Here is a 26,284-nt window from a genome sequence, read left to right on the forward strand (position 1 = left end):
AGACGAAGGTCACCACGTCAGGTAGTACTACCGCCTGTAGGGGGTGCGACGAGCCCCAGCTCGTAGGCGGTGATGACGAGCTGCACGCGGTCGCGGGCGCCGAGTTTGGCGAGCAGCCGGGCGACGTGCGCCTTCGCGGTCGCCACGCTGATGGAGAGCTCGTCGGCGATCTCCTGGTTGGACATGCCGCGCCCGACCAGCGTCAGGACCTCGCGCTCGCGGCCGGTGATCCCGTCGACCGGCGCGGGCCGCCGGGGTCCGGCCGGTTCGGGACGCGCCGCGAACTCCTCGATCAGCCGCTTGGTGACGCTGGGCGCGATGAGCCCGTCGCCCTTGGCGACGACGCGGATCGCCGCGAGGATCTCCTCCAGCGCCATGTCCTTGACGAGGAACCCGCTGGCGCCCGCCTTCAGCGAACCGTAGACGTACTCGTCGTCGTCGAACGTGGTCAGCATGATGACGTGGGCGGACGTGATGCGGCGCGCGGCCTCGATGCCGTCCATGCCGGGCATGCGGATGTCCATGACGACGACATCGGGGTTCACCTCCTCGACGAGCTCGACCGCTTCGGCGCCCGTCCCGGCCTCGCCGACGATCTCCAGGTCGGGGGTGTCGGCGATGAGGACGCGCAGCCCCGCGCGGATCAGCGGCTGGTCGTCGGCGAGGACGACGCGGATCGTCACCGGCCCTCCAGCGGTATCCGCGCCGCCACCCGGAACCCGCCCTCGGGACGCGGCCCGGCGGCGAACTCGCCGCGCAGGAGGGAGACGCGCTCCCGCATCCCGACGAGCCCGTACCCGGTGCCGACCATGCCGCCGCGCCCGTCGTCCACGACCTCGACGGCCAGCGCATCGTCGCGGTAGTCGATCGCCACACGGCAATTGTCCGTGCCCGCGTGCCGGACGACGTTCGTGATCGCCTCCTGGACGATCCGGTACGCGGAGAGGTCGACGTCCGGCGGGAGGGGGCGGCGCTCGCCCACCGTGCTGATGTCGATCTCGACGCCGGCGTCCGCCGCCGCCCCCGCGAGGCTCGCCAGATCGTCCAGCCCGGGGGTGGGGCCGAGCGGGACGGAGTCGGCGCCGTCCTTGCGGAGGGCCGTGAGCATGCGCCGCAGCCCGGACAGCGTCTCGCGGCTGGTGGCCTCGATGGCGTCCAGCGCGTTGCGGGCCTCGGCCGGCTGCGTGTCGATCACCCGTCCGCCCACGCCCGCCTGGATCGCGATGATGCCGATGCTGTGCGCGACCATGTCGTGCAGCTCGCGCGCGATCCGGAGCCGCTCGGCCGCGACCGCCTGGGCCGTCGCCTGCACGCGCATCGCCTCGGCGTGCGTCCGGCGCACCCGGATCGAGTTGCCCGTCATCCAGGTGATGGCCATCGCCAGGATGAGCGTCATCGGGAGCACTTCGTTCCCGGACAGGAACGCGGCGATGGACAGCCCTTGGAGGACGAACGTCACGACGGCGACGGAGACCGAGACCTTCCGCGGACGGGTGACCGCGATGTAGCCGACCGAGACGTCGGTGAGCAGGACCAGCAGGCCGACGATCGTCCCGTTGGGCATCTCCAGCGCGGCGAGGATCCAGGCGGTGAGCAGGAGCGCGTGGGCGGGCAGCGGGTTCCGCCTCAGCAGCGCCATGACCAGGACGGTGAGGCCGGCGGAGAGGAGGACGTAGACGTCCTCGAAGCCGGTCCGCCCGACGGAGACGGTGACGAACAGCACTGCCGGGTACAGGACGGCGCCGCACCAGGCCAGCGCGATCCCCGTGACGCGGCGAGCTCGGCTCAGCGGCATGGCGGACATGCGCCGATCGTAACCGCGGCGCCTTCCCGTGCACATTGGCCCGGAGGCGTAATCCCACGGGCTACAAGAGCATTTCCCAAGTGTGTTCGGCAGCCCGATGACCATTGAGCGGCGCACCCAGCACCGTTACCGGCATGAAGCGCGCGGCGTCATTGATCCTGGCTCTCCAAGTACTGCTGATCGTCGTATTCTCCATCGCGTACGACTCGCTGGACTTCCGCATCTACCGGCTGGGCGGCCGCGCGATAACGGACGGCGCGGCCCTCTACGAGGAGCAGCTCGCCGACCACTGGTTCACCAACACCCCCTTCATGGCGGCCCTCTTCACGCCATTCTCCGGACTGCCGCCGACCGCCGGCCGCCTGATCTGGCAACTGGCCTCGCTGGCGGCCTTCGCCTGGGCCTGCCGGACGGCACTGCGGATGGCCGGCCGCCGCGTCCCGCTCGTGGTCGTCGTGGCCGCCGGCCTCCTCCTGGAACCGGTCTGGCACACGTTCTTCCTGGGCCAGGTCAACCTGTTCCTCCTGGCCCTCGTCCTCGCGGACATGCACCGGGCGGCCCTCGGCCGCCCGTCCGGGATCGGCATCGGCATCGCGACCGCGATCAAACTGACCCCGGCCATTTTCGTGGTCGTCCTCCTGCTGACACGGCGGACCAAGGACGCCGTCACGGCCACCGCGACCTTCGCCGTCTGCACGGCGGTCGCCTACCTGATCAACCCGGACGCCTCCCGCGCGTACTGGCTGCACACCTTCTACGACACGTCCCGTGTGGGCGTCCCGTACATCAGCAACCAATCTCCCTACGGCGCGCTGACCCGCATCCTGTGGAGAACGGCCGAGGTAGGCGACTGGTACACGGCCATTCCCATCACCATCGGCGTATTCGGCCTAACAGTCGCCGCCCTGTGGGCAAGGCGAGGCGACTGGCCGGCCGCCACCGCTATAACCGGCATGACCGGCCTGCTGGTATCTCCGATCTCCTGGGCACACCATTGGGTATGGGTCGTTCCGGCACTGGCCGTCCTGCTCCGCAACAACAACCGAAAGACCGCGCTGGCGATTTACGCCGTCTTCGTGCTCTCCCCGCTCTGGTGGACGCCCCACAACGGCCACCCGCTCGAATACGGCTTCCACCCGCTCCTGACGCCGGTGGCGAACTGCTATCTGCTGGCCGGCGTCGCCTTCCTGGCCCACATGGCGGTCCGCCTTCGCACCACCCCGCCCGCCCTTCCCGGCGGCCGTCCTGAGCGGCGCCGTGCGGCGGTCGGGGACAGCGGCGGGTAGGCCATCCGGTCGGCCCGGTGATGGCGGGTGGCCGTGCTCACGCCGAGGCCCGATCCGGAGCGAACGACCGGATCGGGCCCCGGCGGGACGGTGCCAGGTCAGAGCGGCATGTTGAGGGCGGACATCATGGCGCGCGGATACCGCTCGCCGCGCGCCGCGCCCGGCGGCACCGCTTTCTCGATCTCGGCCAGGTCGTCCGCGGTGAGGTCCAGGTCCGCCGCGGGCAGCGCCTCCGTCAGCCGCTCGCGGGTGCGGGCGCCGACCAGGGGCACGATGTCGTCGCCCTGCGCGGCCACCCAGGCGATGACCAGCTGGGCGACGGTGCACCCCTTCGCCTCGGCGACCCGCCGCAGCGCGTCCACGAGCACGAGGTTGTGCTCCACGTTCCCGCTGGAGAACCGCGGGCTCGAGCCGCGGCCGTCGCCGGGGCCCGACGTGCGCCCGGCGGACCAGTGCCCGGAGATCAGCCCACGGCCGAGGACCCCGTACGCGGTGAGGCCGATGCCGAGTTCCCGCAGCGTGGGCAGGATGTCCGCCTCCACCTCGCGGAAGATCACCGAGTACTCGATCTGCAGGTCGGCGACCGGATGCACCGCGTGCGCCCGGCGGATCGTCTCCGCGTCGACCTCGGAGAGCCCGAGGTGCCGCACGTGCCCGGCGTCGATCATGTCCTTGATCGCGCCCACCGTCTCCTCGATCGGCACCGCCGGGTCCAGCCGCGCGGGACGGTAGACGTCGACGTGATCGGTGCCCAGCCGCCCCAGTGAGTACGCCAGGAAGTTCTTCACCGCTTCGGGACGTCCGTCGATACCGCCGAACTCGGGACCGGGCCCGCGCAGCATGCCGAACTTGACGCTCAGCTCGTAGCCGTCGCGCGGCCGTCCGCGCAGCGCCTCGGCGAGCAGCAACTCGTTGTGCCCCATGCCGTAGAAGTCGCCCGTGTCGATCAGCGTGACACCGGCCTCCAGCGCGGCGTGGACGGTGGCGATGCTCTCCGCGCGGTCCGTTTCGCCGTACGCGCCCGACATGCCCATCGCGCCGAGGCCCAGTGCGGAAACCGCCGGCCCGTTGCTGCCCAAAGTCCGTGTCTGCATCATGTTCTCCCTTCCGCCGTCCACCCTGCGCGCCCATCGGCAGGCGCGAAAGCGGAGCGTTCATCGTGGGAGCACCGCTCCCTGGCTAACGCGGGCGTCCGCGAGCAACGATGGGGGTATGCAGCGTGACCAGCTCGCCGACTTCCTGCGCCGCCGCCGGGAGGCGATCCGTCCGGCGGAGGTGGGCCTTGCCGACGGCCCTCGCCGGAGGACGTCCGGTCTCCGCCGCGAAGAGGTGGCGATGCTCGCCGGCATGTCGGTGGACTACGTCGTCCGGCTGGAGCAGGGCCGCAGCAGCCGGCCCTCGCCGCAGCTGCTCGGCGCCCTCGCCCGTGCGCTGCGCCTGTCCGACGACGAGCGCGTCCACCTGTTCCACCTGGCCGGGCACCAGCCGCCGCCTGCCGACGGAACGGCCCGGCCGGCCCGCGCCGGCCTGGTGCGCATGCTCGACCTGCTCGGCGACACCCCGGCCCTCGTCGTGTCGGACCTGGCCGAGGTCCTCGCCCAGAACCGCGCGGCCATCCTGCTGCTGGGCGACCAGACCGGCTTCTCCGGCGACCGGCGCTACCTCCTGTACCGCTGGTTCACCGAGCCGGGCGCCCGCGCCGTCTGCCCGCCCGAGGAGCGGGAGGACCACTCTCGCCGGCTCGTGGCCGACCTGCGCGCGGTCGCCGGCCACTGCGGCGGCGACCCGGTCGTCACCGGGCTGATCGACCGGCTGCAGGCAGCGAGCGCCGACTTCCGCCGCCTCTGGAGCGAGCACGAAGTCGCCGTCCACCGCGCCGACCGCAAGACCGTGCGGCATCCGCGGGTCGGCGACCTGCTGGTGGACTGCGAGACCCTCGTCACCCCTGACCAGCGCCAGCAGTTGCTCGTGCTCACCCCCGCGGACGCCGAGTCCCGCGAACGGCTGGAGCTGCTGCGCGTCCTCGGCATCGAAGAGTTCCCAACGGACGCCTCGTCCGCGAGGGCTCCGGACGCCTCGGACGCCGGCACGCCGGCCGCCGGTTAGGCGAACGGCCCTCGCTTGGTCCTCGTGGGCGCGTCAGCCGTGTGCGGGTGCCGGGTGGCGCGGGACCTGTTGCAGTGCGGCGGGATTCAGCAGGCCGAGGTAATCGTTGAGCCGGGCGGCTCCTTTGAGCATCGCGAGCCCCTGCACGGTCAGCTTCCGTTGCCAGGCGTCCAAAGACCGCGCGAGCGCGTCGGTGCCGCCGGCCGTTCGGACCTGCTGGACGACGGCGGCGATGTGCTCCAGCAGATATCCCCCGCGCCGCAGCAGATGAGCGAGTTCGGCGTCGCGGATGTCGGTCGCGCGGAAGACGCGGTATCCGGTGGCGGGATCCCTCGCCGGGACGATGATGCCGGCGTCCTCCCAGTTGCGCAGGGTCGCCGCCGTGACGCCGAGCCGATGCGCGAGGTCCCCGATCGTCCGGATGCGGGAATCCTCAGGACGATCCGCGGCCGCACCGGGTCCCGCCGTCAGGTGGTCGACCGCCTGCCGCACCGAACCGAGCGTGTCCCGGTCGCGGAGCAGCTGCTGGTGGCCGCGGTCGATGATCGCCAGGGCGTCGTCGAGCCGGTCGCCGTGGACGGCGTTCATGACCTGCCCGGCCGCCGAGTACCCGTAGGCCGGGACGAGGGCCAGGTAGGCGTGGAGCGCCGCCGCGTGCGTCTCGGTGTAGATCCGGTAGCCGCTGGGGGTGCGGTCCGCCGGTGGGATGAACCCGTCCCGCTCGTAGTTGCGGACGGCCTGCGCCGAGATGCCGTGCTCCCGCGCGAGATCGACCGGTCGCAAAGTGATCATCCGTTTGAGGCGGCGAGGCGTGATCGCGTGTTCATCGCTCCGAAAGTATCAATCGATGCAGAGGCCGCGATTCGCCGCTCGGGGCTCACCGTGCGCTCCGCCTGACCCGGCCGCCCGGCCCGGGGGCGCGTTAGGGCATCCGAGCGAGCACCCGGCCAGTACACACTGGAAGGGCTCGGAGTGTGTATTCTGTGCCGCATGGCGAGACTCAACATCACGCTGCCCGACGAGCTTGCGGCCACGCTGCAGGGGCTCGCCGAGGACAAGAAGATCGCCTCGGTGTCCGGGTTCCTCGCGGACGGGGCGCGCCTCAAGCTGGCCTTCCTGCGGGACTCCTCGACCATCGACGACCTGTTCGGCCCGCCCGGCCCGGACGAGCAGGCCATGGTGGACCGGCTGGTCGAACGCGGCGCGCCGGACCGCCGGGACGTCGCGTGATCACCGGTCACGTCTTCGACGCGACCGCCCTCCTGGACCTCGCCACCGGCAAGACGATCTACGTCCGCGCCCGGCTGCGCGCGTCCATCGCCCAGCACGCGACGATCGTGATCCCCGCCACCGCGCTCGCCCGCGCGTGGCAGATCGTCCCGGACCACGGCCGCACCGTCCTGGAGCGGCTGCCCGGCATGCAGGTCGTCCACGTCGACGACCTCGACGACGTGATCGCCCAGCAGACCGGGCTCCTCGTGACCACGATCCCCAACCTCGGGATGGACGCCGCGCAGGCCGCCTGGTCGGCCCGCTGGCGGCGCTGGCCGCTGATCACCGCCGACCCGGACGTCTACGAGGCCGTCCCCGGCGTGCGGGTCGAGCAGATCCCCTGACCGCCGCCTCCGGGCGTGCCGTTTACGCCGCGCGCCGGGGGTACGGGGCCCGCATGACGACACCTGGCAGCCGGGGCCTGCTGCACATCTACCTGACCGATCACCTGGCGGCGGCCGCGGGCGGGGTGGCGCTGGCCCGCCGGGTCGCGCGCTCGCACCGCGACTCGGCCGACGCGGAGCGGCTGAAGCGCCTCGCCGACGACATCGCCGCCGACCGCGGTGCGCTGCTGTCGATCCTGCGGTCGCTGGGGATGCCGGCCCGCCGGTACAAGAGCGTGGCGGTGTGGGCCGCGGAGAAGGGCGGCCGGCTGAAGCTCAACGGCCGGCTGCTCAGCCGCTCCCCGCTCAGCGACCTGGTCGAGGTCGAGGCGCTCCGCCTCGCCGTCGAGGGCAAGGCCGCCGGATGGCGCACCCTGCTCGCCGTCGCCGACCGGGAACGCGGCCTGGACGCCGCGCACCTGCGCACCCTGCTGGACCGCGCCGCCGCCCAGATCGGCCTTCTGGAGGAACTCCACGCGAAGGCCGCCGGCACGGCGTTCCGGGAGACGAGGACGGAGCGGCCGGAGACGGTCTCGCCATGACCGGCCGCCGGGCCCGGGTCGCGCGGCGGCCCGGGTGAGCGGGCCGGCCGCGGCCGCCGTGGGGACGGCGGACCTCGGAGCCGCGCGCATGCAGATGGGGCTGTCCCTCGGCTGGCACATCATCCTGGCGTGCCTGGGCGTGGGCATGCCGGCGATCACGTTGATCGCCGAGTGGCGGGGGCACCGCACGGGGGACGTGCACTACCGGCTGCTCGCCCGGCGCTGGGCGCGGGCCATGGGGGTGCTGTTCGCGATCGGGGCCGTGTCGGGAACGATCCTCTCCTTCGAGATGGGGCTGCTGTGGCCGGGGCTGATGGGCGCCTACGGCCAGGTCATCGGGCTGCCGTTCTCCCTTGAGGGCATCGCGTTCTTCATCGAGGCGATCTTCCTCGGCGTCTACCTGTACGCCTGGGACAGGCTGCCGCCCGTCGCGCACCTGCTGACCGGCGTCCCGATCGTCGTCGCGGGGGTGGCGAGCGCCTTCTTCGTGGTGACGGCGAACGCGTGGATGCAGCAGCCGACCGGGTTCGACACCGAGAACGGGCGCATCGTCGCCGTCCACCCGTGGAAGGCGATGTTCAACCCGGCGACCCCGCCGCAGACCGTCCACATGATCCTGGCGGCGTTCATGGTCGCCGGGTTCGCGATGGCGTCGGTGTACGCGGTGGCGATGCTGCGGGGCCGCCGCGACCGCTACCACCGGCTCGGCTTCCTGCTGCCGTTCACCGTCGCGGCCGTCATCACCCCGGTGCAGATCGGGGTGGGCGACTGGGCGGCGCACTTCGTCGCCTCGAACCAGCCGGTGAAGCTGGCCGCCATGGAGGGGGTCTACCGGACGGCGCGGGGCGTCCCGCTGCACATCGGCGGGATCGCGGTCGACGGCGAGCTGCGGTACGCGGTGGAGATCCCCGACGGGCTGTCGCTGCTGGCGCACTGGAACCCCGGCGCGGAGATCGCCGGTCTCGACCAGGTGCCCGAACGCGACCGGCCGCCGGTGAACGTCGTCCACCTGGCGTTCCAGGCCATGGTCGGGCTCGGCTTCGCGCTGCTGGCGCTGAGCGCGTGGCTCGGCCTCCACTGGTGGCGCCGCCGGGACGTCCCCCGGACGAAGTGGTTCCTCTGGCCGGCGTCGCTGGCGGGCGCGGCCGCGGTGGTGGCGCTGGAGTCCGGCTGGGTGGTCACGGAGGTGGGGCGCCAGCCGTGGATCGTCTACGGTGTGCTGCGCACGGCCGACGCCGTGAATCCGGCGCCCGGCCTCGTGTGGGGCTTCGTCCTGGTCACCGCCGTGTACGTGCTGCTCACGGTCGCGTCGGTGTACGTCCTGCGCCGGCTGGCGCGGAGCACGCCGGTGCCGGTCGCGCCGCAGGAGCCCGACGTCACCGGCTACAAGGTGGTGTGAGGGTGCCGCTCGCCGAGATCCTGCTGGCCGTGCTGTGGCTCGGCCTCACCGCCTACGTCCTGTTCGGCGGGGCCGACTTCGGCGGCGGCGTATGGGACCTGCTGGCGGGCGGCGCCGCCCGCGGCCGTCCGCAGCGGGCACTGGTCGAGCACACCATCGGCCCCGTGTGGGAGACCAACCACGTGTGGCTGATCTTCGTGCTGGTCATCATGTGGACGGGGCTGCCGCCGGTCTTCGCGGCGATCGCCTCCACCCTCTACATCCCGCTCACGCTGGCGGCGCTCGGCATCATCGGGCGCGGCGCCGCGTTCGCGTTCCGCAAGGTCAGCACCGAGCCGTGGCAGCAGCGCCTGTTCGGCGCCGCGTTCGCGTTCTCGTCGCTGGTCACCCCCTTCTTCCTCGGGACGGTGGCGGGCGCGATCGCGTCCGGGCGCGTCCCGGCCGGGATCGCGGAGGGCGACCTGCTCGGCAGCTGGCTCAACCCGACGTCGGTGCTGGCCGGGCTGCTGGCGGTGGGGACGGCCGCCTACCTGGCCGCCGTGTACCTCACCCGGGACGCCGAACGCGGCGGGGACGAGGCGCTGGCCGGGCTGTTCCGCCGGCGCGGCCTCGCGTCCGGGGTGGTGGTGGGCGCGCTGTCGGTGGCGGGGCTGCCGGTGCTGCGCGCCGACGCGCCCGGCCTGTTCACCGAGCTGACGTCGGGCGCGGCGCTGGGCCTGGTCGTCGTGTCCATGGCGGCCGGGTTCACGTCACTGGTGCTCCTGTGGCGCCGCGCGTACGTGACCGTCCGCGTCACCGCGGCGCTGGCGGTCGCGGCCCTGCTGTGGGCGTGGGGCGCCGCCCAGTACCCGGTTCTGCTGCCCGGCGTGAGCCTGGACGAGGCCGTCGCGACCGATGCCGTGCTCACCGCCAGCCTCGGCTCCCTGGCCGTCGGCGCCCTGCTGCTCCTGCCGTCCCTGTGGTGGCTGTACTCGACGTTCCAGCGTGACCGAGCGCGGCGTTCTCCACCCTGACGCGGGTCCGGAGCAGCCACAGGTTCGCTGTGGTGAACAGCAGCGCGGTGCGCCACGCGGTGTGGACGAGCGGCAAGCCGACCCCCTCGGCGACGACCGCCGCATAGTTCGGGTGCCGCAGGCGGCGGTAGGGGCCGCGCGCCACGAGCGGCATCCCGGGGACCACGATGACCCTGGTGTTCCACCGCGTCCCCAGGCTCGCGATGCACCACCAGCGCAACGCCTGAGCGGAGGCGGTCAGCGCCAGCATCGGCCAGCCGATGGACGGGACGAACCGCGTCCGCCGCGCTTCCAGCAGCGCGCCGCCGAGCAGGCCGACATGGGCGGCGGCGATCAGCGGGTAGTGCCGGGCACCGTGTTCGACCCCGCCGTTCCGCATGGCCCAGGCGCGGTTGCGGCGCGCCATGGCCAGTTCGGCGAGCCTCTCGGCGGCGACGAGCGCGATCAGCCCGGCGTAGCGGTTCACAGAGCGGTTCACAGAGCCGTTCACCAGCGCAGCAGCACGAGTTCGGCGGAGAAGCCCGGCCCCAGCGCCATCAGCAGCCCCGGCTCGCCGTCGGGCGGGCGGCGGTGCGCGATCGTCTCCTCCAGCACGTTGAGCACCGACACCGACGACAGGTTCCCCATCGTGCGCAGCGAGTTCCAGGTGATGTCGAGGGCGTCCGGCGCCAGGTCGAGCTCCTGCTGGATGATCTCGATCACCTTCGGGCCGCCGGGGTGGCACACCCAGGAGCCGACCCGGTCCGGGGAGAGCCCGTGCTCGCCGAGGAACGCGGACACGTCGGCGGCCAGCGTCGCCTCGACGTGGTCGACCAGGTCGGCGGCGAGGACGATGCGGAGGCCGTGGTCGCCGACGTCCCAGCCCATGAGGCGCTCGGTGGCGGGGTAGAGCCTGCTGCGGGTCGCGACGACCCGCGGCCCCCGGTAGGCACCGGTGTCCCGCCGGTCGCCGACCGCGACGACCGCGGCGGCGCCGTCCCCGAACAGGCCGCTGGCGACCAGGTTCGCGACCGAGACGTCCTCGCGCTGCACGGTCAGCGAGCACAGCTCGACGCAGACCAGCACCGCGACATGGCCGGGCCAGGCGCGGAGGGTGTCGTAGAGCCGGGACAGCCCGGCGGCGCCCGCCGCGCATCCGAGGCCGAACATCGGCACGCGCGTGATGTCCTCGCGCAGGCCGGCGCGCTGGGCGATGCGGGCGTCCAGCGAGGGCGTCGCCACCCCGGTCGAGGAGCAGAAGATCAGATGGTCGACCTCGTCCGGGGCGCGTCCGGCGGTGTCGAGCGCGTCCCGGACGGCGCGCACCGCCAGCTCGACGGCGGTCTCGATGTAGACGTCGTTGGCGCCCGTGAACCCGTCGAGCTTCACGTACTCGTCGATCGGCAGCGCCAGGCTGCGGCCGGTGACCCGGGTCGCGGCATGGAAGCGCCGGGCGAGCTCCGGGTTGGCGTCGGTGCGCTGAACGACGGCCTGCGTGATCTCGTCCTGGTCGTAGCGGTGTTCCGGCACGACCGTGCGTACCCCGGCAACGCGCATGGTGTCCCCCCGAGTGTCCGACCCGCATCTACCCGGGACGCCGGAGAACACTCGGCGAACGGGCGCGTCAGCTCGTCAGCTCCAGTTCCAGCTGCTCGGCGACCGGTTCCGGATCCGGCGGCGGGGGCGGCACGGGACGCGACCGGCCGGGCCACCACCAGTTCGCGTGGCCGAGCAGGCTCATCAGCGCCGGGACGAGGACGAGCCGGACGACCGTGGCGTCCATCGCGACGGCGACGGCGAGGCCGAGCGCCATCATCTTGATCGTCGGGTCCGGCTGCGGGACGAAGCTCGCGAACACGAAGATCATGATGAGCGCCGCCGAGGTGATGAGCCGGGCGGTGGCCCCGATCCCGATCACCACGGACTCGTGCGGGTCGCCCGTCCGCTCGTACTCCTCCTTGATCCGCGACAGCAGGAACACCTCGTAGTCCATGGACAGCCCGAAGATCAGGGCGAACATGAACAGCGGGATGAACGACATGATGGGGATGGCCTGGTCCACGCCGAGCAGCCGGATCCCCCAGCCCCACTGGAACACGGCGGTGACGACGCCGAACGAGGCCCCGATCGACAGCAGGTTCATCAGCGCGGCCTTCAGCGGGACGACCACCGACCGGAACGCGATCACGAGCAGCAGCAGCGCGACGCCGACGACCGCGACGACCACGACCGGCATCCGGTCGCCGACCGTCGTGGCGATGTCGATGATCGCCGGGTTCTCGCCGCCGAGGTAGATCTCGGTGCCGGGGTGGGCGTCCCGCACGGCGGCGATCTCGGCGTTCCGCAGATGGTGGACGAGGTCGGTGGTCGACTCCGCGTGCGGCGCGTCCCGCGGGATCACCGTCAGGATCGCCGTCTTCCCCGTCACCACCGGGTCGCCGACGAACACCACGCCGGGCGCCTCGGAGATCCGCTTCTGCAGTTCCTGGGCGATGAGCACCGCGTCCTTGTCGGGCTTCTTCGCCGGGTCCGGCGCGCCCTTGGGGAGGGCGGGCTTCGGCGAGGGGCTCGGTGCGGGCACCGCCGGTTTCGTCAGGCCCGACAAGCCCTCGCGGCCGTCCACCGTCGGCACGACCCGCTTCGGCTTGGCGCGCCTCTCCTCGCCGGGGACCTTCGCGACCACGACGAACGGGCTGTAGTGGCCGGCGCCGAACTCGCGGGCGACGATGTCGTAGGCCTGCCGCGCCTCCATCTTCGGGGACGACATGCTGTCCGCCATCACCCCGAACCGCAGGCTGAGCGTCGGAACGGCGAGGGTGAGCAGGACGAGCGTCGCGACGATCGCGTAGGGCCAGGCGTGCCGGTCGACGTGCCGTCCCCAGGCCATCCAGCGGTGCGAACTGCGGTCGGGACGGACGCGCGGCAGCCTGTACCGGTCGATGCGGGGCCCGAGCGCGCCCAGCACGGCGGGCAGCAGCGTCAGCGCGGCGACGACCATGATCGCGACGGCGAGCGCGGTGAAGATCCCGATCGTCCCGACGAACTCGATCCCGGACAGGAACAGGCCGCAGATCGCGAACACGACGGTGCCGCCGGCGAACACCACGGCGTGCCCCGAATGCGCCATGGCGCGTCCGACCGCGGTCTCGACGTCGTCGCCGTCGGCGAGCTGCTGCCGGTAGCGGGTGACGATGAACAGCGCGTAGTCGATCCCCGCGCCGATGCCGAGCATCGCCGCGCACATCGGCGCGGTCGGCGCGATCTGGAAGAACGACGCCGAGAAGTGGATCAGCGAGTAGGCGACGGCCATCCCGCACAGGGACACGAGGATCGGGATGCCCGCCGCGAGGAACGACCCGAACGCCAGCAGCAGCACGACCAGCGCGAGGACGATCCCGACGCCCTCCTGCGGCCCGCCCTTCGGCTGGTTCAGGATCATCGCGACGATGCCGCCGAACTTCACGTCCAGCCCGGCCATCCGCGCGGGCTCGACGGCCCGGTTGAGCGCGTCGAGGTCGGCGTGGCTGACGTCGCTCATCGTCCCGGTGAAGTTGAGCCGGGCCACGACGGCGTTGTCGTCCTTCAGCCCGCCCATGCCCTGGACGTAGGGGTTCTCGACGAACGCGACCCGCTTCAGCTTGCCGATGTTCTCGATCGACTGGCCGATCGTGAGCGCGACCCGCCAGTCGGCCGGGCTGGCCTGGCCGGTCTCGTGGAAGACGACGGTCGCGGTCGGCCCGGTCATCGCCGGGAAGTCCTGGGAGAGCGTGTCGATGGCGCGCTGCGTCTCGGTCCCGGGCAGCGTGCTCTGCTGGACGAACATGCCGCCGTGCATGATGCCGAGGACACCGGCGCCGAGCATCACGGCGACCCACAGCTCGAAGACGGTGCGCCGCCGCCGCACGCAGAGCCGCCCCAGTGCGTCCAGGAATCGCGCCATGCTCGCAGAGAACACCCATCGGTGCAGATTTGCAATAGATGCAACTTTGCAGTCATGGTAACGTCCGTCACATGGACGAGCAGACGGCCGGGGCGCGCGGCGAGGCGGCGGACGCGGAGCGGGACGCCGAACCGGCCAGGCCGAGCCTGCGCGAGCGCAAGAAGCTGCGCACCCGGCAGGCCATCGCGACCGCCGCGCTGCGGCTGTTCGCCGAGCGCGGCTACGAGGAGACGACGATCGCCGACATCGCCGCCGCCGCCGACGTCGCGCCCCGCACGTTCTTCAGCTACTTCCCGTCCAAGGAGGACGTGGTCTTCGCCGAGATCGACGACCGGCTCGCCGAGGTCGCCGAGCGGCTGCGCCGCACGCCCGGCGAGACGCCGATGGAGACGATCCGGCGCAGCATCGTGGACGTCCTCAACGCGGTCGTCACCGAGCACGCCGACTACGGCGCCGTCCAGGTCGCCCTCGTCCTGGAGCGCCCCGCCCTGCGGGCCCGCGCCCTCCAGCGGATGACCGACGCCCAGGAGGCGATCGAGGCCCTGCTGCGCGACCTGTGCCCCGGCATCTCCGAGATCGACGCGGTCGCCGCGTCCGGCGTCGCGATCGGCGGCATGCAGGCGGTCGTCGCGCACTGCCGCCGCGAGGGCTACGACCCGCTCTCCATGCGCACGGCCCTCGACCGCGCCGTCGACATCGTCGAGCACGGCCTGGTCTCCGTCGAGGCCCTGTCGAGCCCGTCCCCCTAGACCGTCGGGCACCGGGCGCGGCGGAGGCGCCCGCCGCCCCGGTGCCCGACCCCGCCTCCTGCGCGGTCAGTCGGTGAGTTTGATGCGGAGGCGGCGGAAGCCGCGGCCCTTGTTCTCGACCTTGGCGACCGTGATGCGGCCGATCTGCTTGGTGGAGCCGACGTGGGTGCCGCCGTCGGCCTGGGTGTCGAGGCCGACGATGTCGACGATCCGGACGTCGTGCACCTCGGGCGGCACGAGGTTCGTGGCGGTGCGGATGATGTCGGGGATCTCGAACGCCTCGGCGCGCGGCAGGGTCCGGATGTCGATGCGGCGGTCGGCCTCGACCTCGGCGTTGCAGGCGTCCTCGACCGTCTGCTTGAAGCCGGGCGGGACCTCGCGGAGGTCGAAGTCCATGCGCGCGGCCAGCGGTTCCATGTTGCCGCCGGTGACGAGGCAGCCGTAGTCGCGGAACACCACGCCGCAGAGCAGGTGCAGGCCGGAGTGGGTGCGCATGAGGGCGGTGCGGCGGTCGTCCTCCACGGCGGCCCGGACGACGGTGCCGGCGGGCGGGAGCGGGTCGTCCTCCGCGGGGATCAGCACCAGGTCGTCGCCCTTGCGGACGCCGGCGATGCGGGTCTGGACGCCCTGCCACAGCAGGACGCCGTGGTCCGGGGGCTGGCCGCCGCCGCCCGGGTAGAAGGCGGAGCGGTCGAGGACGATGCCGTCCGGTCCCGCGTCGAGGACGACGGCCTCCCATTCGCGGAGGTCCTGGTCGGTCAGTTCCAGCCGGGTCGTGCGTCCGAGGGTGTCGCTCATGACCTCAACGTAGAGGTCACCAGGGGCCGTAGGGGCCCGATCGGGAACCGCCGCGGCCGCCGTTGTTCTTCTTGAACGGCGCCACGGCCGGGCGGACGTCGGCCAGGTAGATCGCGGCGCCGATGAACGCGGCGACCGGGAGGATGCCGAGCAGCAGCGCGATGGGGCTGGCGCCGAGCGCGGCGGGCGCGACCGCGTAGGCGGCGCCGACCACGGTCGCGACGATCAAGATGATCATCCAGAGCTTCTTGCTCTGCTTGCTCGCCGCGGAGAACGCGCCGGTCGGCACGGTCAGCGAGTCGATCAGCGCCCACGCCTCCATGGCGAACGCGATGATCAGCAGCAGCCAGAAGAAGTAGTCCAGCACATTGAAGCCCGACATCGGCGATCAGCGCTCCTGCTCGTCTCGGACGGCGACTCCTTGTCGCGCACACGGCGTGTTTCCGCCCCAACCCTATGCGCCCCGGGCCCGTGCGCACCGTCCGGCGGGACCGGGACTGAAAGGAGGGGCGGCCTGCTGGAACAGACGAAGGAACCCGGCCGGGTGTTCCCGGCCGGGTCCGCACGGTGCCGTTACTTCTTCGCGGTGGTCCGGGCCTGCCGCGTGGAGCCGGTGCCGGTGGTCCGGCGCGGCGCCGCGGTGCGGGTCTTGGCGACCGGCTTGGCGTCGGACTCGGTGATCTCGGCGACCTGGACGGCCTCGCGGTTCACGACCTTGCGGCCCCGCTCGGCGAGCTCGTCGATGAACTCGACGGCCCGGGTGCCGACGTGCGTGGCGTAGGCGACCGCCGCGCCCGGCAGGTCCTTGGCGTCCACGCGCTCCTGGTACCGGGAGACCTCGCCGCGGTAGCGGTCCACGGTCTCGCGCACCTGGTCGCGGTAGCGGTCCACCTGACCGGGGACCTCACGGAGCTTCTCCACCGCGAAGTCGCCGGCGCCGGCCACGGCGTAGACGGCCTTGTTCTCTCGGAGGTTGCTGGCCAGCGTCATCCGACCTCTTCCTTTCCGTTCTGTGCGTCTGCTGGTTCGGGTGCTTCTCGTTCCGGTGCGGCCGCGGCGGCGAACCCGTCGCCGACCACGCCCGTGGCCTCGTTCTCCTTGAGGAACGACGCGTAGATGTCGAGCAGGACCTGCTTCTGCCGCTCGGTGAGCAGGAGGTCGGCCCGGACGGCGGCCTGGACGTCGGTGTCGGCCTCGCGGTCCTCAAGGATGCCCGCCTGCACGTACAGCGCCTCGGCGGAGATCCGCAGCCCCTTGGCGATCTGCTGCAGGATCTCGGCGCTCGGCTTGCGCAGGCCGCGCTCGATCTGGCTCAGGTACGGGTTGGAGATCCCGGAGACGTCCGCCAGCTGGCGCAGCGAGATCTTCGCGCGCGTGCGCTGTTCCCGGATGTACTCCCCGATGGAGCCGACCTTCGAACTTGCCATGCCTCCACACTGCGTCATGGTGCTTGCAATTGCAAGCGCTCCAGCTAGCACTTTGTGGTGAATCGAGTCACATGCCGGAAAGGTCAGAAAAGTCGCAGGTCAGGGCGGGGGCCGGACAGGTCGGAGCCCGGCCCCGCCGGGAGGGCGGTGCCGGGCTCGGCGGCGGGTCACAGGTTCGCGGTCGCGTAGGGGTCGTGCTCGGCGAGCAGCTTGTCGAGCCGGGCCTGGTCGACCCGGTTCGTGATGGCCTGGTTCTCCTGCTTGTCGCGGACGCACTTGGCCAGCGTGAACGTCGACGTGATCACGTACAGCAGGCCGAGCGCGAGGAACCCGCGGACCCACGTGCTGACGGGCAGGTACGCGACGCCGATGGCGACGGCGCTGCTGGACACGGCGAACGAGATCGCCGCCTGGACGAAGAACGCGGTGCTGCCGGCGGGCGCGGGCGTCTTTGGGGTCGTCATGCCCCAAGCCTGCGCCCGGCCGGCGCCGCGGGCATGAGTAGTAGTGCTCAGACGCCCGCGGGCAAAGCACTCAATCGGTCAGCTCACCTTGGACGGCGGGGCGATCCAGGTGTTGCAGACGGTCAGGTCGCGGCCGTTGAACCCGGCGACGACCCAGCCCGCGTAGTGGGCGCCCGAGCCGTGGTCGCGCTCGTCCACCGGCTTGCGGTCCTCGCCGCGCCCCCGCACGTCCATGATCATCGCGACGTACTGCTCGCGCGTCATCGGCAGGGTGGCGCGCTCGCTGCCGAGGAACGCGCCCGCGAAGCACTGCGCCTGCAGCTCGATGCGGCGGCTGGCCGCGTTGCCGGTGGCCTTGTCGCCGCTCTCGATCTGCCGGTCCCCGTAGAGGAGGATTCCGGCGCGGTCCTGGACGTGGTGGCCGTACTCGTGCGCGATCACCCGCGCGTACACCGCGTAGTGGGACAGCGGCTCACCGCCCGACGTCTCCACGACGTGCCGCAGCCCGACGTACATCGTGTTGTTCGCCGGGCAGTAGAACGCGGACGCGCCGGGGGCCGGGTAGGTGCCGCACGGGCTGCGCCCCGGGTCGACCCAGAACACGCGGTTGGGCTTGTCGAACGCGATCCCGGCCTTCTGGAACTGCCTCGCCCACGCGGAGTCGAGGCAGTCGCTCAGCGTGTCCATGAACTGGCGCATGGACTCGGCGGACGGCAGGATCTGCGGCAGCCGGCAGCTCACCGAGGTCAGCGGCCCCGTCCTGTAGAGCGGGCTGTCGGTGGCCTTCTCCTTGGCCGACAGCGCCGCGTTCCCGCCGCCGGACGCGGTCGGCGTCCGCGTGCTCCCGGTGGCGTCCTGCGTTCCGCCGAGCGCGGCGAGCCCCAGGATCGCGAGGACGACCAGGGCCGTCAGCCCGCCGAAGATGCCCGCGATCGTCCCGCCGGCGCTGCGGCGCGGCGGCGGGCGCATCGGGACGTACCGGTACTGCGGCTGCCCGTAGGCAGGCGGCCCGTACCCCGGGCCGCGCGGGGGCGGCGCACCGTAGGGCGGCCCCCCGTAGGGAGGTCCGCCGTGCGGAGGCCGGCCGTAGGGCGGTGCCGGCGGCCCCGGCGGTGGGGGCGGCGGGGGGTAGTGACCTGCCATAGCGCAGAATCATCGCACGCGTTGCCGATACTATTTGCGGCCATGTCTGCTCTTGCGGCGTTGTTCCGGTTCCGGCCAGTCGTCCTCACGGTGTCGGCCGCGGTCCTGATCCCCGTCCTGACCTCCTCCCCGGCGGCGGCCGGGACGACCGCCGCGGCGGAGCGGGTGCTGAAGGACGAGGTCGTCCTCACCGCCGGCCAGGGCGGCACCGTGAAGGTGAAGGAGACGATCGTCTACCGGTTCGCCGGCCGCAAGGGCTTCGAGCGGGAGTTCCAGACCCGCACCCACGAGAGCCTCAGCGAGGACCGCGTCTGGAGGCTCGGCAACCTGCGCGCGAGCAGCCCCGACGGCGGGCCGACGACGGTGACCGCGTCCGAGTCGGGCCTGCGGACGACCGTCGAGGTGAGCGGCGCCAAGGCCGTCACCGGTGACCGGACGGTCGTGCTGGAGTACGACCTGCGCGGCGCGATCACCCCGATGGGCGCGGCGGAGGAGCTGCGCTGGCCGGTGGTCGGCGGCTGGAAGGTCCCGCTGGACGAGGCGAAGGCGACCGTCGACGGCGGCGCGATGATCCGCAGCGTCAACTGCTTCACCGGGCCGATCGGCAGCACGATCGGCTGCACGCAGTACTACACGAACCACACGCACACGCAGGGCGTCTACGCGCAGCAGGGGATGCTGCCCGGCGAGTTCATGACGGTCGTCGCGGGCCTGCCCGCCGGCACGACCGGGGGCCGCGCGATCCACGAGCGGCGGCACACGGTCGCGACCGCGTTCTCGGTGAACGCGGTGACCGGCGGCGCGCTCGCCGGCCTGCTGGTGCTGCTGGTCGGCGGGGTCGCCGCCCTCTACCTGCTGCGCGGACGGGACGCCCGGGTCGTCGGGAAGAAGGCCGCCGAGGGCGACCAGGCGCCGCTCGCCGGGGCCGAGTTCGAGCCGCCGGACGGGGTGCGCCCCGGCCAGATCGGCACGCTCATCGACGAGCAGGCCGACGTGATCGACGTGACGGCGACGATCGTCGACCTCGCCGTCCGCGGCTACCTGCTGATCGAGGAGGAGGACCGGGCCAGGACCGGCCGCCTCGACTGGACGCTGCGCCGCCTCGACCGCCCCCAGGTCGACCTGCTCCCCTACGAGCGGATCCTGCTGGACGCGCTGCTCACCGCCCCCGACGGGACGGGCCGGGACGCGGTGAAGCTGTCGGAGCTCGGCGGGACGTTCGCGACGAAGCTCGCGCAGGTCCGGTCCGCGATGTACGACGACGTCGTGAAGCAGGGCTGGTTCGCGCGGCGGCCCGACACCGTCCGGTCCCGGTGGACGGTCGCGGGCATCCTCGTGACGCTGCTCGGCATCGCCGGGACGGTCGCGCTGGCCCTCACCACCGAGTGGGCGCTGGCCGGCCTCGCGCTGATCATCGCGGGCGCGGCGCTGGCCTATGGCGGCCAGTACATGCCGGCGAAGACCGCGCGCGGCGCGACCGTCCTCGCGCACACGATCGGGTTCCGCGCGTTCCTGGAGCGGGGCGCCGTCCCGGACGACGGGGACGCGGTCGCGTCCCGGCAGCGGATCGCGCTGTTCTCCCGCTTCCTGCCGTACGCGGTCGTGTTCGACACCGTCCCGACGTGGGCGGAGACGGTGAAGGACGCGGGCGAGCGGGCCGAGGGCGCCGACAACCTCTACTGGTACGAGGGCCCGGCCGAATGGGACCTGTCGAAGTTCGCCGAGTCGATGCGGACGTTCACGCTGGCCACGTCCGGTTCCATCTCCCAGTCGCGCGGCCTGTGACCGCCGCCGGGCGGTTACCCGGCGGTTAACCGCCTGACGCGGGGTAGGGGCCCCGGCGAGGAGGTGTCGCCTCATGCTCGCCGATTTCCCGGACCCCTCGGTGCCCCCGGGCGGCGTCGGGGACCGCTGGTTCCTCTACATCGGACCGGCCGTCATCTTCCTGGCGGTCATCTTCTGGGTCGTGCTGACGCTGGCGGCGTCCCGCATCCGGCCGCGCAGCCGGCACCCGAGGGGCGGCCTGCCGAACCGCGGGCCGGTGCAGGGCGGCGTCATCGCGGGCAGCCCGGCCCAGCGCTCGCGCCGCGACCCGGCCCCGTCGGTGACGCACCGCGAGGTGATGGCGCACATCGAGCAGGCACGGCGCGACGAGGAGGAGGCCGCGCGGGAGGAGGCGCGCGGAGGCCGGGGTGAGCGGTCCCGCGGTGAGCGGTCGGGCCGGGCCTCCGCCGGAACGCGCCGGAAACCGCGGAAGCGGCAGGGGCTGCTCGGACACGCCAAGCACCGCAAGCCCCGGAACTGACCCTCCTCGCACGGCACCCGGAATCCGCACCCGGACGCGGCACCCGGACGCGACGTCCGCCGGACGGCTCCCCGCCCCCCGGCCGCCCGGCGGACGTTGTCCGAGCCCGCGGTGGCCGCCGAGACCCCTCCCGGCGGCCACCGCGGGTCCGAAGCGATCTCCGCCGGCACCCCGTCTGTAAGATGTCTGACGTCTTACTTTGGGAGGGTTCAGTGGGGTTGAGTCCTGTTGCGGGCGGATCGACGGTCGATGCCGTGCTCGAACAGCTCCAGGCGCAGGTCAGCGGGGGCTCCTGGGCGGTCGGTGAGCGGATCCCGGCGGAGCTGGACCTCGCCGCGCAGCTCGGCGTGAGCCGCCCGGCCGTCCGGGAGGCGATCCGGGCGCTGTCGCACGTCGGGGTGCTGGAGGTGCGGCGCGGCGACGGGACCTACGTCCGCAGCAGCGCGGACCCGCGCCCGCTGCTGCGCCGGGTCGCGCGGGCCTCGGCGCGGGACGTGTTCGAGGTGCAGCTCGCCTACGACGTGCAGGCGGCGCGGCTCGCGGCCCGCCGGCGCACCGGCGCCGACCTGGCGCGGCTGGAGGAGCTGCTCCGCGCCCGGGACGAGGCCACCGAGCCCGACGCGTTCGGCGCCGCCGACGCCCGGTTCCACCTCGGCGTCGCGGAGGCGTCCCGGAACCCGGTGCTCATCGAGGCGATGCGCTTCTTCCTCGGCCGGCTGCACGAGTCGATGCGCGCGATCCGGCTGGACCACGAGGTCCCCGAGGCGGGCCCGGCCCGGCACCGCGCCGTCCTGGACGCGATCGCGGCGGGCGACCCGCAGGCGGCGGCCACCGCCGCGGCGGCCGTCGTGGAACCCACCCTCGCCACCCTGGAAGCCCTCCTCGGCAGCACGGAACCGCAGGACGCGCGGTCCGGGAAGGACGCGGGGTGAGCGCCCGGCGGGCCGGGGTCGTCGGCTCACTCCTGATGATCGTCTTCCTGGCGGTCAACCTGCGCCCGGCGATCGCGGCGGTGGGGCCGCTGCTGACCGAGATCAGCGACGAGTTCGGGTTGTCGGGGACGGCGGCGGGCGCGCTCACCACGCTCCCGCTGGTCTTCTTCGGCTCCTACGGGCTGGCGGCGGCGTTCCTGCCGCGGGCGCCGCGCGGCGAGACGCTGCTGGTCAGCGCGATGGCGCTGCTCGTCGGCGGGCTGGTGCTGCGGCTCCTGGACGCCCCGGTCGCGCTGTTCGCCGGGTCGCTGGTCGCCGGGATCGCGATCAGCATCGGCAACATCGCGATGCCCGCGATCATCAAGCGGGACCATCCGTCCAGGATCACCACCGTCACGGCGGTCTACACGGTCGCGGTGACGGCCGGGGCGTCGCTGTCGTCCGGGTTCGCCGTGCCGGTCGAGCACGCCTTCGACTCGAGCTGGCGGCTGCCGCTCGGGCTGCTGGCGATCCCGGCGGCGCTCGCCGAGCTGCTGTGGGTGCCGCGGGCGCGGCGCGCGGCGCACGCGGCGCGGTCGGCGCCGCCCGCCGCCGCGCCGGGCGGCGTCGCGGCACTGGTGTGGCGGTCGGGCCTCGCCTGGCACGTCACGGTGTTCATGGGCATGCAGTCGCTGCTCGCCTACGTCGTCCTCGGCTGGCTGCCGACGATCTGCCAGGACCGCGGGATGGACGAGGCGCCCGCCGGCTACGTCCTGGCGCTGTCCGCGGCGATGCAGGCGCTCGGGTCGCTCGCCGTCCCGGTGCTCGCGCGCCGGACCCGCGACCAGCGTCCGCTGGTGCTGACCACCGTGGTGGTGACCGTGATCGGCTTCGTCGGGGTCACCTGGGCGCCGATCGGGTCGGTGTGGGGGTGGGCGGTGGTCCTCGGCCTCGGTCAGGGGCTCGGGTTCGCGACCGCGCTGTCGTTCATCGGGCTCCGCGCCCACGACGCGCACATCGCGACGCAGCTGTCCGGGATGGCGCAGGGCGTCGGCTACCTCATCGCCGCGCTCGGCCCGCTCGCGCTCGGCGCGCTGCACGACGCCACCGGCGGATGGAGCGTTCCGATGATCGGCGTGCTGGCCGTCTGCATCGTCATGGGGATCCCCGGCCTGGCGGCGGGACGCATCCGCACGGTGGGCGCCCCTGCGGCCGCGTCCGAAGGGGTTAACCCGGCCATTAGCGGACACATCCCTAAATGACCCCTTGAGGGGCCGCCACACCATCGGGAGGTGGACCGAGAATGCCTGCCACGATCCTGGCCGCGACGGACACCAACGTGCCGATCCAGTACCTGTGGATCATCGTGGTGGTCGGCACGGTGGCGATCATCGCCCGGTTCTGGCTGACGCGGAAGGCCGCGACCGAGCACATCCACCCGGGCAAGCGGAACGACCAGATGAACCACCGCGGCATGGAGCAGGGCGGCATGTACACCTACCGGCCCGGGATGTTCTCGCACAGCTACCCGCCGGACCGCCGCGGCCAGTGGGAGGAGTTCCGCAAGGACAACCCCCAGCCGGGCCGCGAGCCGAAGAAGCCGTGGCCGGACGGGATCCTCTACGAGCAGACCGTCTTCAAGGACGAGTTCGAGGTGCTCAAGCGGGAGCCCCAGGGCCGCTAGCGAACACGCCGGGTGCGGGGCGGACGGCGCCCACCACGCCGTCCCCGCCCCGCACCTCGACGTCCGCGAGCCCGTCCAGGCCCGGGTGGCCGAAGCCGAGCGCCCGCAGCAGCGCCACGGTCACCGGCGTCCGCGCCCGCATCGCGCCGTCGTCGATCTTGACGGCGCCGGCCCGCCCGTCGGCGGACGCGAACGCGTCCACGCCCTCCGCGCCGCACTTGACGAGCAGGCCGGGGACGGCCTCCATCAGCTCCCGCTCCTCGCGCCGGGTCCCGGACGTCCACTGCGGGTGCGTGCGCATCGCGTCGGCGACGCGGCGCTCCGGCGTACCGGGCGCGGCGAGGACCAGCGCCCGGAACGCCCGCGCCACCCCCGTCGTGGACACCGCGAACAGCGGCGCCCCGCAGCCGTCCACGCCGAGGGCCGCCGCCGGCTCGCCGGCCAGCTCCTCGACCACGCCGCGGACGGCGAGCTGCAGCGGATGCTCCGCGTCCAGGTAGGACTCGGTCGGCCACCCGGCCGCCACGCACGTCGCGAGCATCGCGGCGTGCTTGCCCGAGCAGTTCATCCGCATCCGCGACGGGCCGCCGCCGTCGCGCGCGACGGCCTGCTGCGTCGCGGGGTCGAGCGGCCAGCTCTCCGGGCAGCGCAGGTCGCCGGCGACCAGCCCGGCGCCCGCGAGGATCTTCTCCGCCCCTTCGACGTGGAAGTCCTCCCCGGAGTGGCTGCCGGCCGCGAGCGCGAGCAGCTCGTCGTCCAGGTCGAGCCCGCAGCGCAGCATCGCGACCGCCTGCATCGGCTTGTTGGCCGACCGCGGGAAGATCGGCACGTCGGGCCGCCCCACCCGCACGGTGACGGCACCGTCCGCCGCGAGCCCGACGGCGGACCCGCGGTGCCTCGACTCCACGAACCCGGACCGCTCGACCTCGACCAGCACAGGATTGACGTCCACCGCACCCCTCCGTCCCACCGCGGGCACCGCGGACCCGATCCGCGGCACCCGACCCCACTCACCAGAGAAAAAACGTGTCTGGGCGAAGCTCGCCCGTGAACTCGCCACGGCTGCTGTCGCCCGCGACGAACTCGCCTTGAAAAGCAGGCCCCACCCACCCGGGGGCGGACCCGCTAACTCCATGGTCAAGTACCCGGCCCGACCCATGGAAGGGAAATCGCAGCCTGTGGATAACCCCAAGATCAGCGGGGTTTGGTCCCCAGCAGGGTGCGGGCGTCGGCGGCCGGCATCGCCGGACGCTGCGCCAGTTCCGCCGCCGCCGCGGCGCGCTCGACCAGTTGGACGTTCGCCGTCACCGGCCGCCCCTTGGCGAAGGTGACCGTGTCCTCCATGCCGACGCGCAGATGCCCGCCCGCGGACAGCGCCGCGAACAGGACGGGAAGGGACGTCCGCCCGATCCCGGTCGCCGACCATGTGGCACCGGACGGCAACGCCTCGACGGCCGCGACCAGCGTGCGGGCATCGCCCGGCATCCCGCCCGGGACGCCCATCACCAGGTCGCAGTGGACGTGCCCGCCATAAGGGAGCCCGTACTTGTCCAGCAGCCGGTGCAGCGCCGCCACATGCCCCAGGTCGAACAGCTCGAACTCTGGGACGACCTCACGTTCCTGGGTGCGCTGGTAAAGCTCCACCATGAACGGCCACGGGTTCATGAAGACGTCGTCGCCGAAGTTGACCGTCCCGCAGGTGAGCGAGCACATGTCCGGCTCCGCGTCGAGGACGCGGAGGCGGTCCTCGTACGGGTCGGTGACCGCGCCGCCCGTGGACAGCTGGACGATCAGTCCCGTGCTCTCCCGCAGGGCCGCGACCGTGTCCCGCAGCCGGGCGGGGTCGAGGGTGGGCCGCGCGTCGTCGTCGCGGATGTGCACGTGGATCACGGCCGCGCCGGCCGCCTCGCACTCCTTGGCCGTCTGAACCAGTTCATCCAGGGTGACGGGCAGGGCCGGAACGTCCGACTTTGCGGACTCCGCGCCCGTGGGCGCCACCGTGATGAGCGTCATTGCTCCCATAGGCGGCAGAATGCATGGTCATGCGTGCGGTAGTCCAGAGGGTGAGCCAGGCCAGCGTGTCCGTCGACGGGCGCGTCGTCGGCGAGATCGAGGGGCCGGGGCTCCTGGTACTCGTCGGCGTGACGCACGACGACGGCCCAGAAAAGGCCCGCAGGCTGGCCGCGAAGCTGTGGGGGCTGCGCATCCTGCAGGACGAGAAGTCGTGCTCGGACGTGAACGCGCCGCTCCTCATCGTGAGCCAATTCACCCTCTACGGGGACGCCCGCAAGGGCCGCCGCCCGTCCTGGACGGCCGCCGCGCCCGGTGACGTCGCCGAACCCCTCGTGGACGCCGTCGTCCGCGAACTGCGCGGGCTCGGCGCCAAGGTCGGGACCGGCGAGTTCGGCGCCGACATGAAGGTCGCCCTCACCAACGACGGCCCCATCACCCTGATCCTCGACATCTGACCGGACGCCCCGCGGCCCGAGCCCCGAGCGCGGGTCCCGAGCACGGGCCGCGAGCGCGGGCCCGCGCGGTCAGCGGAAGCCGTAGACGGTGCCGATCAGGACGGCGATCGTGCCGGCGGCGGCGAGCAGGATGAGGGCCCGGTCGAGCAGCGTGAGGCGCCCGCGGACGTCCGAGGAGACGACCACGACCCCCGTCTCGCCCTCGCCCCGCGCGGGCTCCCGCTGGAACGGGTTGCGGAGGCCGGCGAGCCGCCACAGCGCGTCGTTGCGGAGATGCTGGTGCTCGGGCCCGCAGGCGAACAGCCGCCCCCGGGTGCGCTCGGTGCAGGCGGCGCCCTGCTGGCTCAGGATGCGGCACAGGGTCGGGACGAGCATGAACTGGTACAGGCACCAGGCCAGCAGGCCGAGCAGCGCGACCCGCCACGACTCCAGCCACCAGGCGAAACCGGCGAACGCCGCGAACAGGGCCCACCACACCAGCGGGGACTCCCGGCGCGGGCGGCGCCGCGTCCCCCTCCGGGCAGCAGGCGGCTCCCGCTTCCCCAGGTTCGCGACCATCGGCAGGAATCCACCTTCCCTGGGCGACGCCGGTTAGAAATCGTCCATAGCCG

The 26,284-nt window shown here is 72.8% G+C and carries 30 protein-coding genes; 14 read left to right on the forward strand and 16 right to left on the reverse strand.

The window, feature by feature from the left end; genetic code table 11:
- Positions 1 to 17 precede the first annotated feature (17 nt).
- Positions 18 to 683 (reverse strand): response regulator, encoded by a 666-nt coding sequence (locus ABFX46_RS22245; RefSeq protein ID WP_346044808.1) that lies wholly within the window; start codon positions 681 to 683, stop codon positions 18 to 20.
- The gene (locus tag ABFX46_RS22250; protein ID WP_346044810.1) at positions 680 to 1,804 is read right to left on the reverse strand and encodes a sensor histidine kinase; all 1,125 of its coding nucleotides are present in this window, start codon (positions 1,802 to 1,804) and stop codon (positions 680 to 682) included. The genes ABFX46_RS22245 and ABFX46_RS22250 overlap by 4 nt, the downstream gene beginning before the upstream one ends.
- A 134-nt stretch (positions 1,805 to 1,938) precedes the next feature.
- Here ABFX46_RS22250 and ABFX46_RS22255 point away from each other — a divergent pair, with 134 nt between their 5' ends.
- Positions 1,939 to 3,090 (forward strand): glycosyltransferase 87 family protein, encoded by a 1,152-nt coding sequence (locus ABFX46_RS22255; RefSeq protein ID WP_346044812.1) that lies wholly within the window; start codon positions 1,939 to 1,941, stop codon positions 3,088 to 3,090.
- A 98-nt stretch (positions 3,091 to 3,188) separates the two neighbouring features.
- Here the strand turns inward: ABFX46_RS22255 and ABFX46_RS22260 are convergent, their stop codons facing one another.
- Positions 3,189 to 4,187, reverse strand: a complete 999-nt coding sequence (locus tag ABFX46_RS22260; RefSeq protein WP_346044814.1) for an aldo/keto reductase — start codon at positions 4,185 to 4,187, stop codon at positions 3,189 to 3,191.
- 115 nt (positions 4,188 to 4,302) lie between these two features.
- Here ABFX46_RS22260 and ABFX46_RS22265 point away from each other — a divergent pair, with 115 nt between their 5' ends.
- A complete protein-coding gene (locus ABFX46_RS22265) occupies positions 4,303 to 5,196 on the forward strand; it encodes a helix-turn-helix transcriptional regulator (RefSeq protein WP_346044816.1) in 894 nt (297 codons plus the stop codon).
- A 33-nt stretch (positions 5,197 to 5,229) separates the two neighbouring features.
- On the opposite strand, the gene ABFX46_RS22270 is transcribed toward ABFX46_RS22265, so the two are convergent.
- Entirely contained in the window at positions 5,230 to 5,988 is a 759-nt protein-coding gene (locus ABFX46_RS22270; RefSeq protein ID WP_346044818.1) for a TioE family transcriptional regulator, read from the reverse strand.
- 198 nt (positions 5,989 to 6,186) lie between these two features.
- On the opposite strand from ABFX46_RS22270, the gene ABFX46_RS22275 reads away from it, so the two are divergent.
- The 5 genes from ABFX46_RS22275 to ABFX46_RS22295 are packed head-to-tail and all read left to right on the forward strand — an operon-like array spanning position 6,187 to position 9,805.
- Entirely contained in the window at positions 6,187 to 6,426 is a 240-nt protein-coding gene (locus ABFX46_RS22275; RefSeq protein WP_131944559.1) for a ribbon-helix-helix domain-containing protein, read from the forward strand.
- Entirely contained in the window at positions 6,423 to 6,812 is a 390-nt protein-coding gene (locus ABFX46_RS22280; RefSeq protein ID WP_131944560.1) for a hypothetical protein, read from the forward strand. Before ABFX46_RS22275 ends, ABFX46_RS22280 begins: the two co-directional genes overlap by 4 nt.
- 53 nt (positions 6,813 to 6,865) lie before the next feature.
- A complete protein-coding gene (locus ABFX46_RS22285; protein WP_346044820.1) occupies positions 6,866 to 7,393 on the forward strand; it encodes a hypothetical protein in 528 nt (175 codons plus the stop codon).
- A 34-nt stretch (positions 7,394 to 7,427) separates the two neighbouring features.
- Entirely contained in the window at positions 7,428 to 8,792 is a 1,365-nt protein-coding gene (locus tag ABFX46_RS22290; RefSeq protein ID WP_346044822.1) for a cytochrome ubiquinol oxidase subunit I, read from the forward strand.
- A complete protein-coding gene (locus ABFX46_RS22295; RefSeq protein ID WP_346044824.1) occupies positions 8,789 to 9,805 on the forward strand; it encodes a cytochrome d ubiquinol oxidase subunit II in 1,017 nt (338 codons plus the stop codon). Before ABFX46_RS22290 ends, ABFX46_RS22295 begins: the two co-directional genes overlap by 4 nt.
- Here ABFX46_RS22295 and ABFX46_RS22300 read toward each other — a convergent pair.
- The 3 genes from ABFX46_RS22300 to ABFX46_RS22310 form a co-directional block, all read right to left on the reverse strand.
- Positions 9,696 to 10,283: an isoprenylcysteine carboxyl methyltransferase family protein gene (locus tag ABFX46_RS22300; protein WP_346044826.1), complete on the reverse strand. Its 588-nt coding sequence runs from the start codon at positions 10,281 to 10,283 to the stop codon at positions 9,696 to 9,698. The genes ABFX46_RS22295 and ABFX46_RS22300 overlap by 110 nt on opposite strands.
- A gap of 8 nt (positions 10,284 to 10,291) precedes the next feature.
- On the reverse strand, positions 10,292 to 11,341 hold the full coding sequence (locus tag ABFX46_RS22305; RefSeq protein WP_346044828.1) for a type III polyketide synthase: 1,050 nt from the start codon (positions 11,339 to 11,341) through the stop codon (positions 10,292 to 10,294).
- 67 nt (positions 11,342 to 11,408) lie between these two features.
- The gene (locus ABFX46_RS22310; protein WP_346044830.1) at positions 11,409 to 13,724 is read right to left on the reverse strand and encodes an MMPL family transporter; all 2,316 of its coding nucleotides are present in this window, start codon (positions 13,722 to 13,724) and stop codon (positions 11,409 to 11,411) included.
- Between the two features lie 71 nt (positions 13,725 to 13,795).
- Between ABFX46_RS22310 and ABFX46_RS22315 the strand changes: the two genes are divergently transcribed.
- Complete coding sequence (locus ABFX46_RS22315; protein ID WP_346044832.1) at positions 13,796 to 14,473, forward strand: TetR family transcriptional regulator; 678 nt, start codon at positions 13,796 to 13,798, stop codon at positions 14,471 to 14,473.
- Between the two features lie 66 nt (positions 14,474 to 14,539).
- Here the strand turns inward: ABFX46_RS22315 and ABFX46_RS22320 are convergent, their stop codons facing one another.
- From ABFX46_RS22320 to ABFX46_RS22345, 6 genes are all read right to left on the reverse strand, one after another.
- Positions 14,540 to 15,271: an alanyl-tRNA editing protein gene (locus ABFX46_RS22320; RefSeq protein WP_163058441.1), complete on the reverse strand. Its 732-nt coding sequence runs from the start codon at positions 15,269 to 15,271 to the stop codon at positions 14,540 to 14,542.
- Positions 15,272 to 15,287: 16 nt separating this feature from the next.
- Entirely contained in the window at positions 15,288 to 15,653 is a 366-nt protein-coding gene (locus ABFX46_RS22325; RefSeq protein ID WP_203596704.1) for a DUF2516 family protein, read from the reverse strand.
- Positions 15,654 to 15,844: 191 nt separating this feature from the next.
- The gene (locus ABFX46_RS22330; RefSeq protein ID WP_346044834.1) at positions 15,845 to 16,261 is read right to left on the reverse strand and encodes a hypothetical protein; all 417 of its coding nucleotides are present in this window, start codon (positions 16,259 to 16,261) and stop codon (positions 15,845 to 15,847) included.
- On the reverse strand, positions 16,258 to 16,698 hold the full coding sequence (locus ABFX46_RS22335) for a helix-turn-helix domain-containing protein (protein ID WP_346044836.1): 441 nt from the start codon (positions 16,696 to 16,698) through the stop codon (positions 16,258 to 16,260). The genes ABFX46_RS22330 and ABFX46_RS22335 overlap by 4 nt, the downstream gene beginning before the upstream one ends.
- 167 nt (positions 16,699 to 16,865) lie before the next feature.
- Entirely contained in the window at positions 16,866 to 17,162 is a 297-nt protein-coding gene (locus ABFX46_RS22340) for a YiaA/YiaB family inner membrane protein (RefSeq protein WP_346044837.1), read from the reverse strand.
- A gap of 78 nt (positions 17,163 to 17,240) precedes the next feature.
- The gene (locus ABFX46_RS22345; protein WP_346044839.1) at positions 17,241 to 18,305 is read right to left on the reverse strand and encodes a neutral zinc metallopeptidase; all 1,065 of its coding nucleotides are present in this window, start codon (positions 18,303 to 18,305) and stop codon (positions 17,241 to 17,243) included.
- Between the two features lie 42 nt (positions 18,306 to 18,347).
- Between ABFX46_RS22345 and ABFX46_RS22350 the strand changes: the two genes are divergently transcribed.
- From ABFX46_RS22350 to ABFX46_RS22370, 5 genes are all read left to right on the forward strand, one after another.
- The gene (locus tag ABFX46_RS22350; RefSeq protein WP_346044841.1) at positions 18,348 to 20,090 is read left to right on the forward strand and encodes a DUF2207 domain-containing protein; all 1,743 of its coding nucleotides are present in this window, start codon (positions 18,348 to 18,350) and stop codon (positions 20,088 to 20,090) included.
- 73 nt (positions 20,091 to 20,163) lie between these two features.
- Positions 20,164 to 20,610 carry a hypothetical protein gene (locus tag ABFX46_RS22355; RefSeq protein ID WP_346044842.1) on the forward strand — a complete coding sequence of 149 codons (447 nt, stop codon included), beginning with the start codon at positions 20,164 to 20,166 and terminating at the stop codon, positions 20,608 to 20,610.
- Between the two features lie 254 nt (positions 20,611 to 20,864).
- The gene (locus ABFX46_RS22360) at positions 20,865 to 21,542 is read left to right on the forward strand and encodes a FadR/GntR family transcriptional regulator (protein ID WP_346044844.1); all 678 of its coding nucleotides are present in this window, start codon (positions 20,865 to 20,867) and stop codon (positions 21,540 to 21,542) included.
- Positions 21,539 to 22,783 carry a CynX/NimT family MFS transporter gene (locus tag ABFX46_RS22365; protein WP_346044846.1) on the forward strand — a complete coding sequence of 415 codons (1,245 nt, stop codon included), beginning with the start codon at positions 21,539 to 21,541 and terminating at the stop codon, positions 22,781 to 22,783. Before ABFX46_RS22360 ends, ABFX46_RS22365 begins: the two co-directional genes overlap by 4 nt.
- A 41-nt stretch (positions 22,784 to 22,824) precedes the next feature.
- Positions 22,825 to 23,205, forward strand: coding sequence for a hypothetical protein (locus ABFX46_RS22370; RefSeq protein ID WP_346044848.1), 381 nt, complete (start codon positions 22,825 to 22,827; stop codon positions 23,203 to 23,205).
- On the opposite strand, the gene ABFX46_RS22375 is transcribed toward ABFX46_RS22370, so the two are convergent.
- Together ABFX46_RS22375 and ABFX46_RS22380 are read right to left on the reverse strand one after the other, a co-directional pair.
- Positions 23,180 to 24,157, reverse strand: a complete 978-nt coding sequence (locus ABFX46_RS22375; RefSeq protein WP_346044850.1) for an asparaginase — start codon at positions 24,155 to 24,157, stop codon at positions 23,180 to 23,182. The genes ABFX46_RS22370 and ABFX46_RS22375 overlap by 26 nt on opposite strands.
- Before the next feature lie 242 nt (positions 24,158 to 24,399).
- Positions 24,400 to 25,227 carry a beta-keto acid cleavage family enzyme gene (locus ABFX46_RS22380; RefSeq protein ID WP_163060656.1) on the reverse strand — a complete coding sequence of 276 codons (828 nt, stop codon included), beginning with the start codon at positions 25,225 to 25,227 and terminating at the stop codon, positions 24,400 to 24,402.
- Positions 25,228 to 25,247: 20 nt separating this feature from the next.
- On the opposite strand from ABFX46_RS22380, the gene dtd reads away from it, so the two are divergent.
- Positions 25,248 to 25,673, forward strand: a complete 426-nt coding sequence (gene dtd, locus ABFX46_RS22385; RefSeq protein ID WP_346044852.1) for a D-aminoacyl-tRNA deacylase — start codon at positions 25,248 to 25,250, stop codon at positions 25,671 to 25,673.
- Positions 25,674 to 25,742: 69 nt separating this feature from the next.
- Here the strand turns inward: dtd and ABFX46_RS22390 are convergent, their stop codons facing one another.
- Positions 25,743 to 26,231, reverse strand: a complete 489-nt coding sequence (locus tag ABFX46_RS22390; RefSeq protein WP_346044853.1) for a hypothetical protein — start codon at positions 26,229 to 26,231, stop codon at positions 25,743 to 25,745.
- Between the last annotated feature and the right edge of the window lie 53 nt (positions 26,232 to 26,284).

It is taken from the genome of Actinomadura chokoriensis (assembly GCF_039529475.1).
GTDB lineage: Bacteria > Actinomycetota > Actinomycetes > Streptosporangiales > Streptosporangiaceae > Spirillospora > Spirillospora bangladeshensis.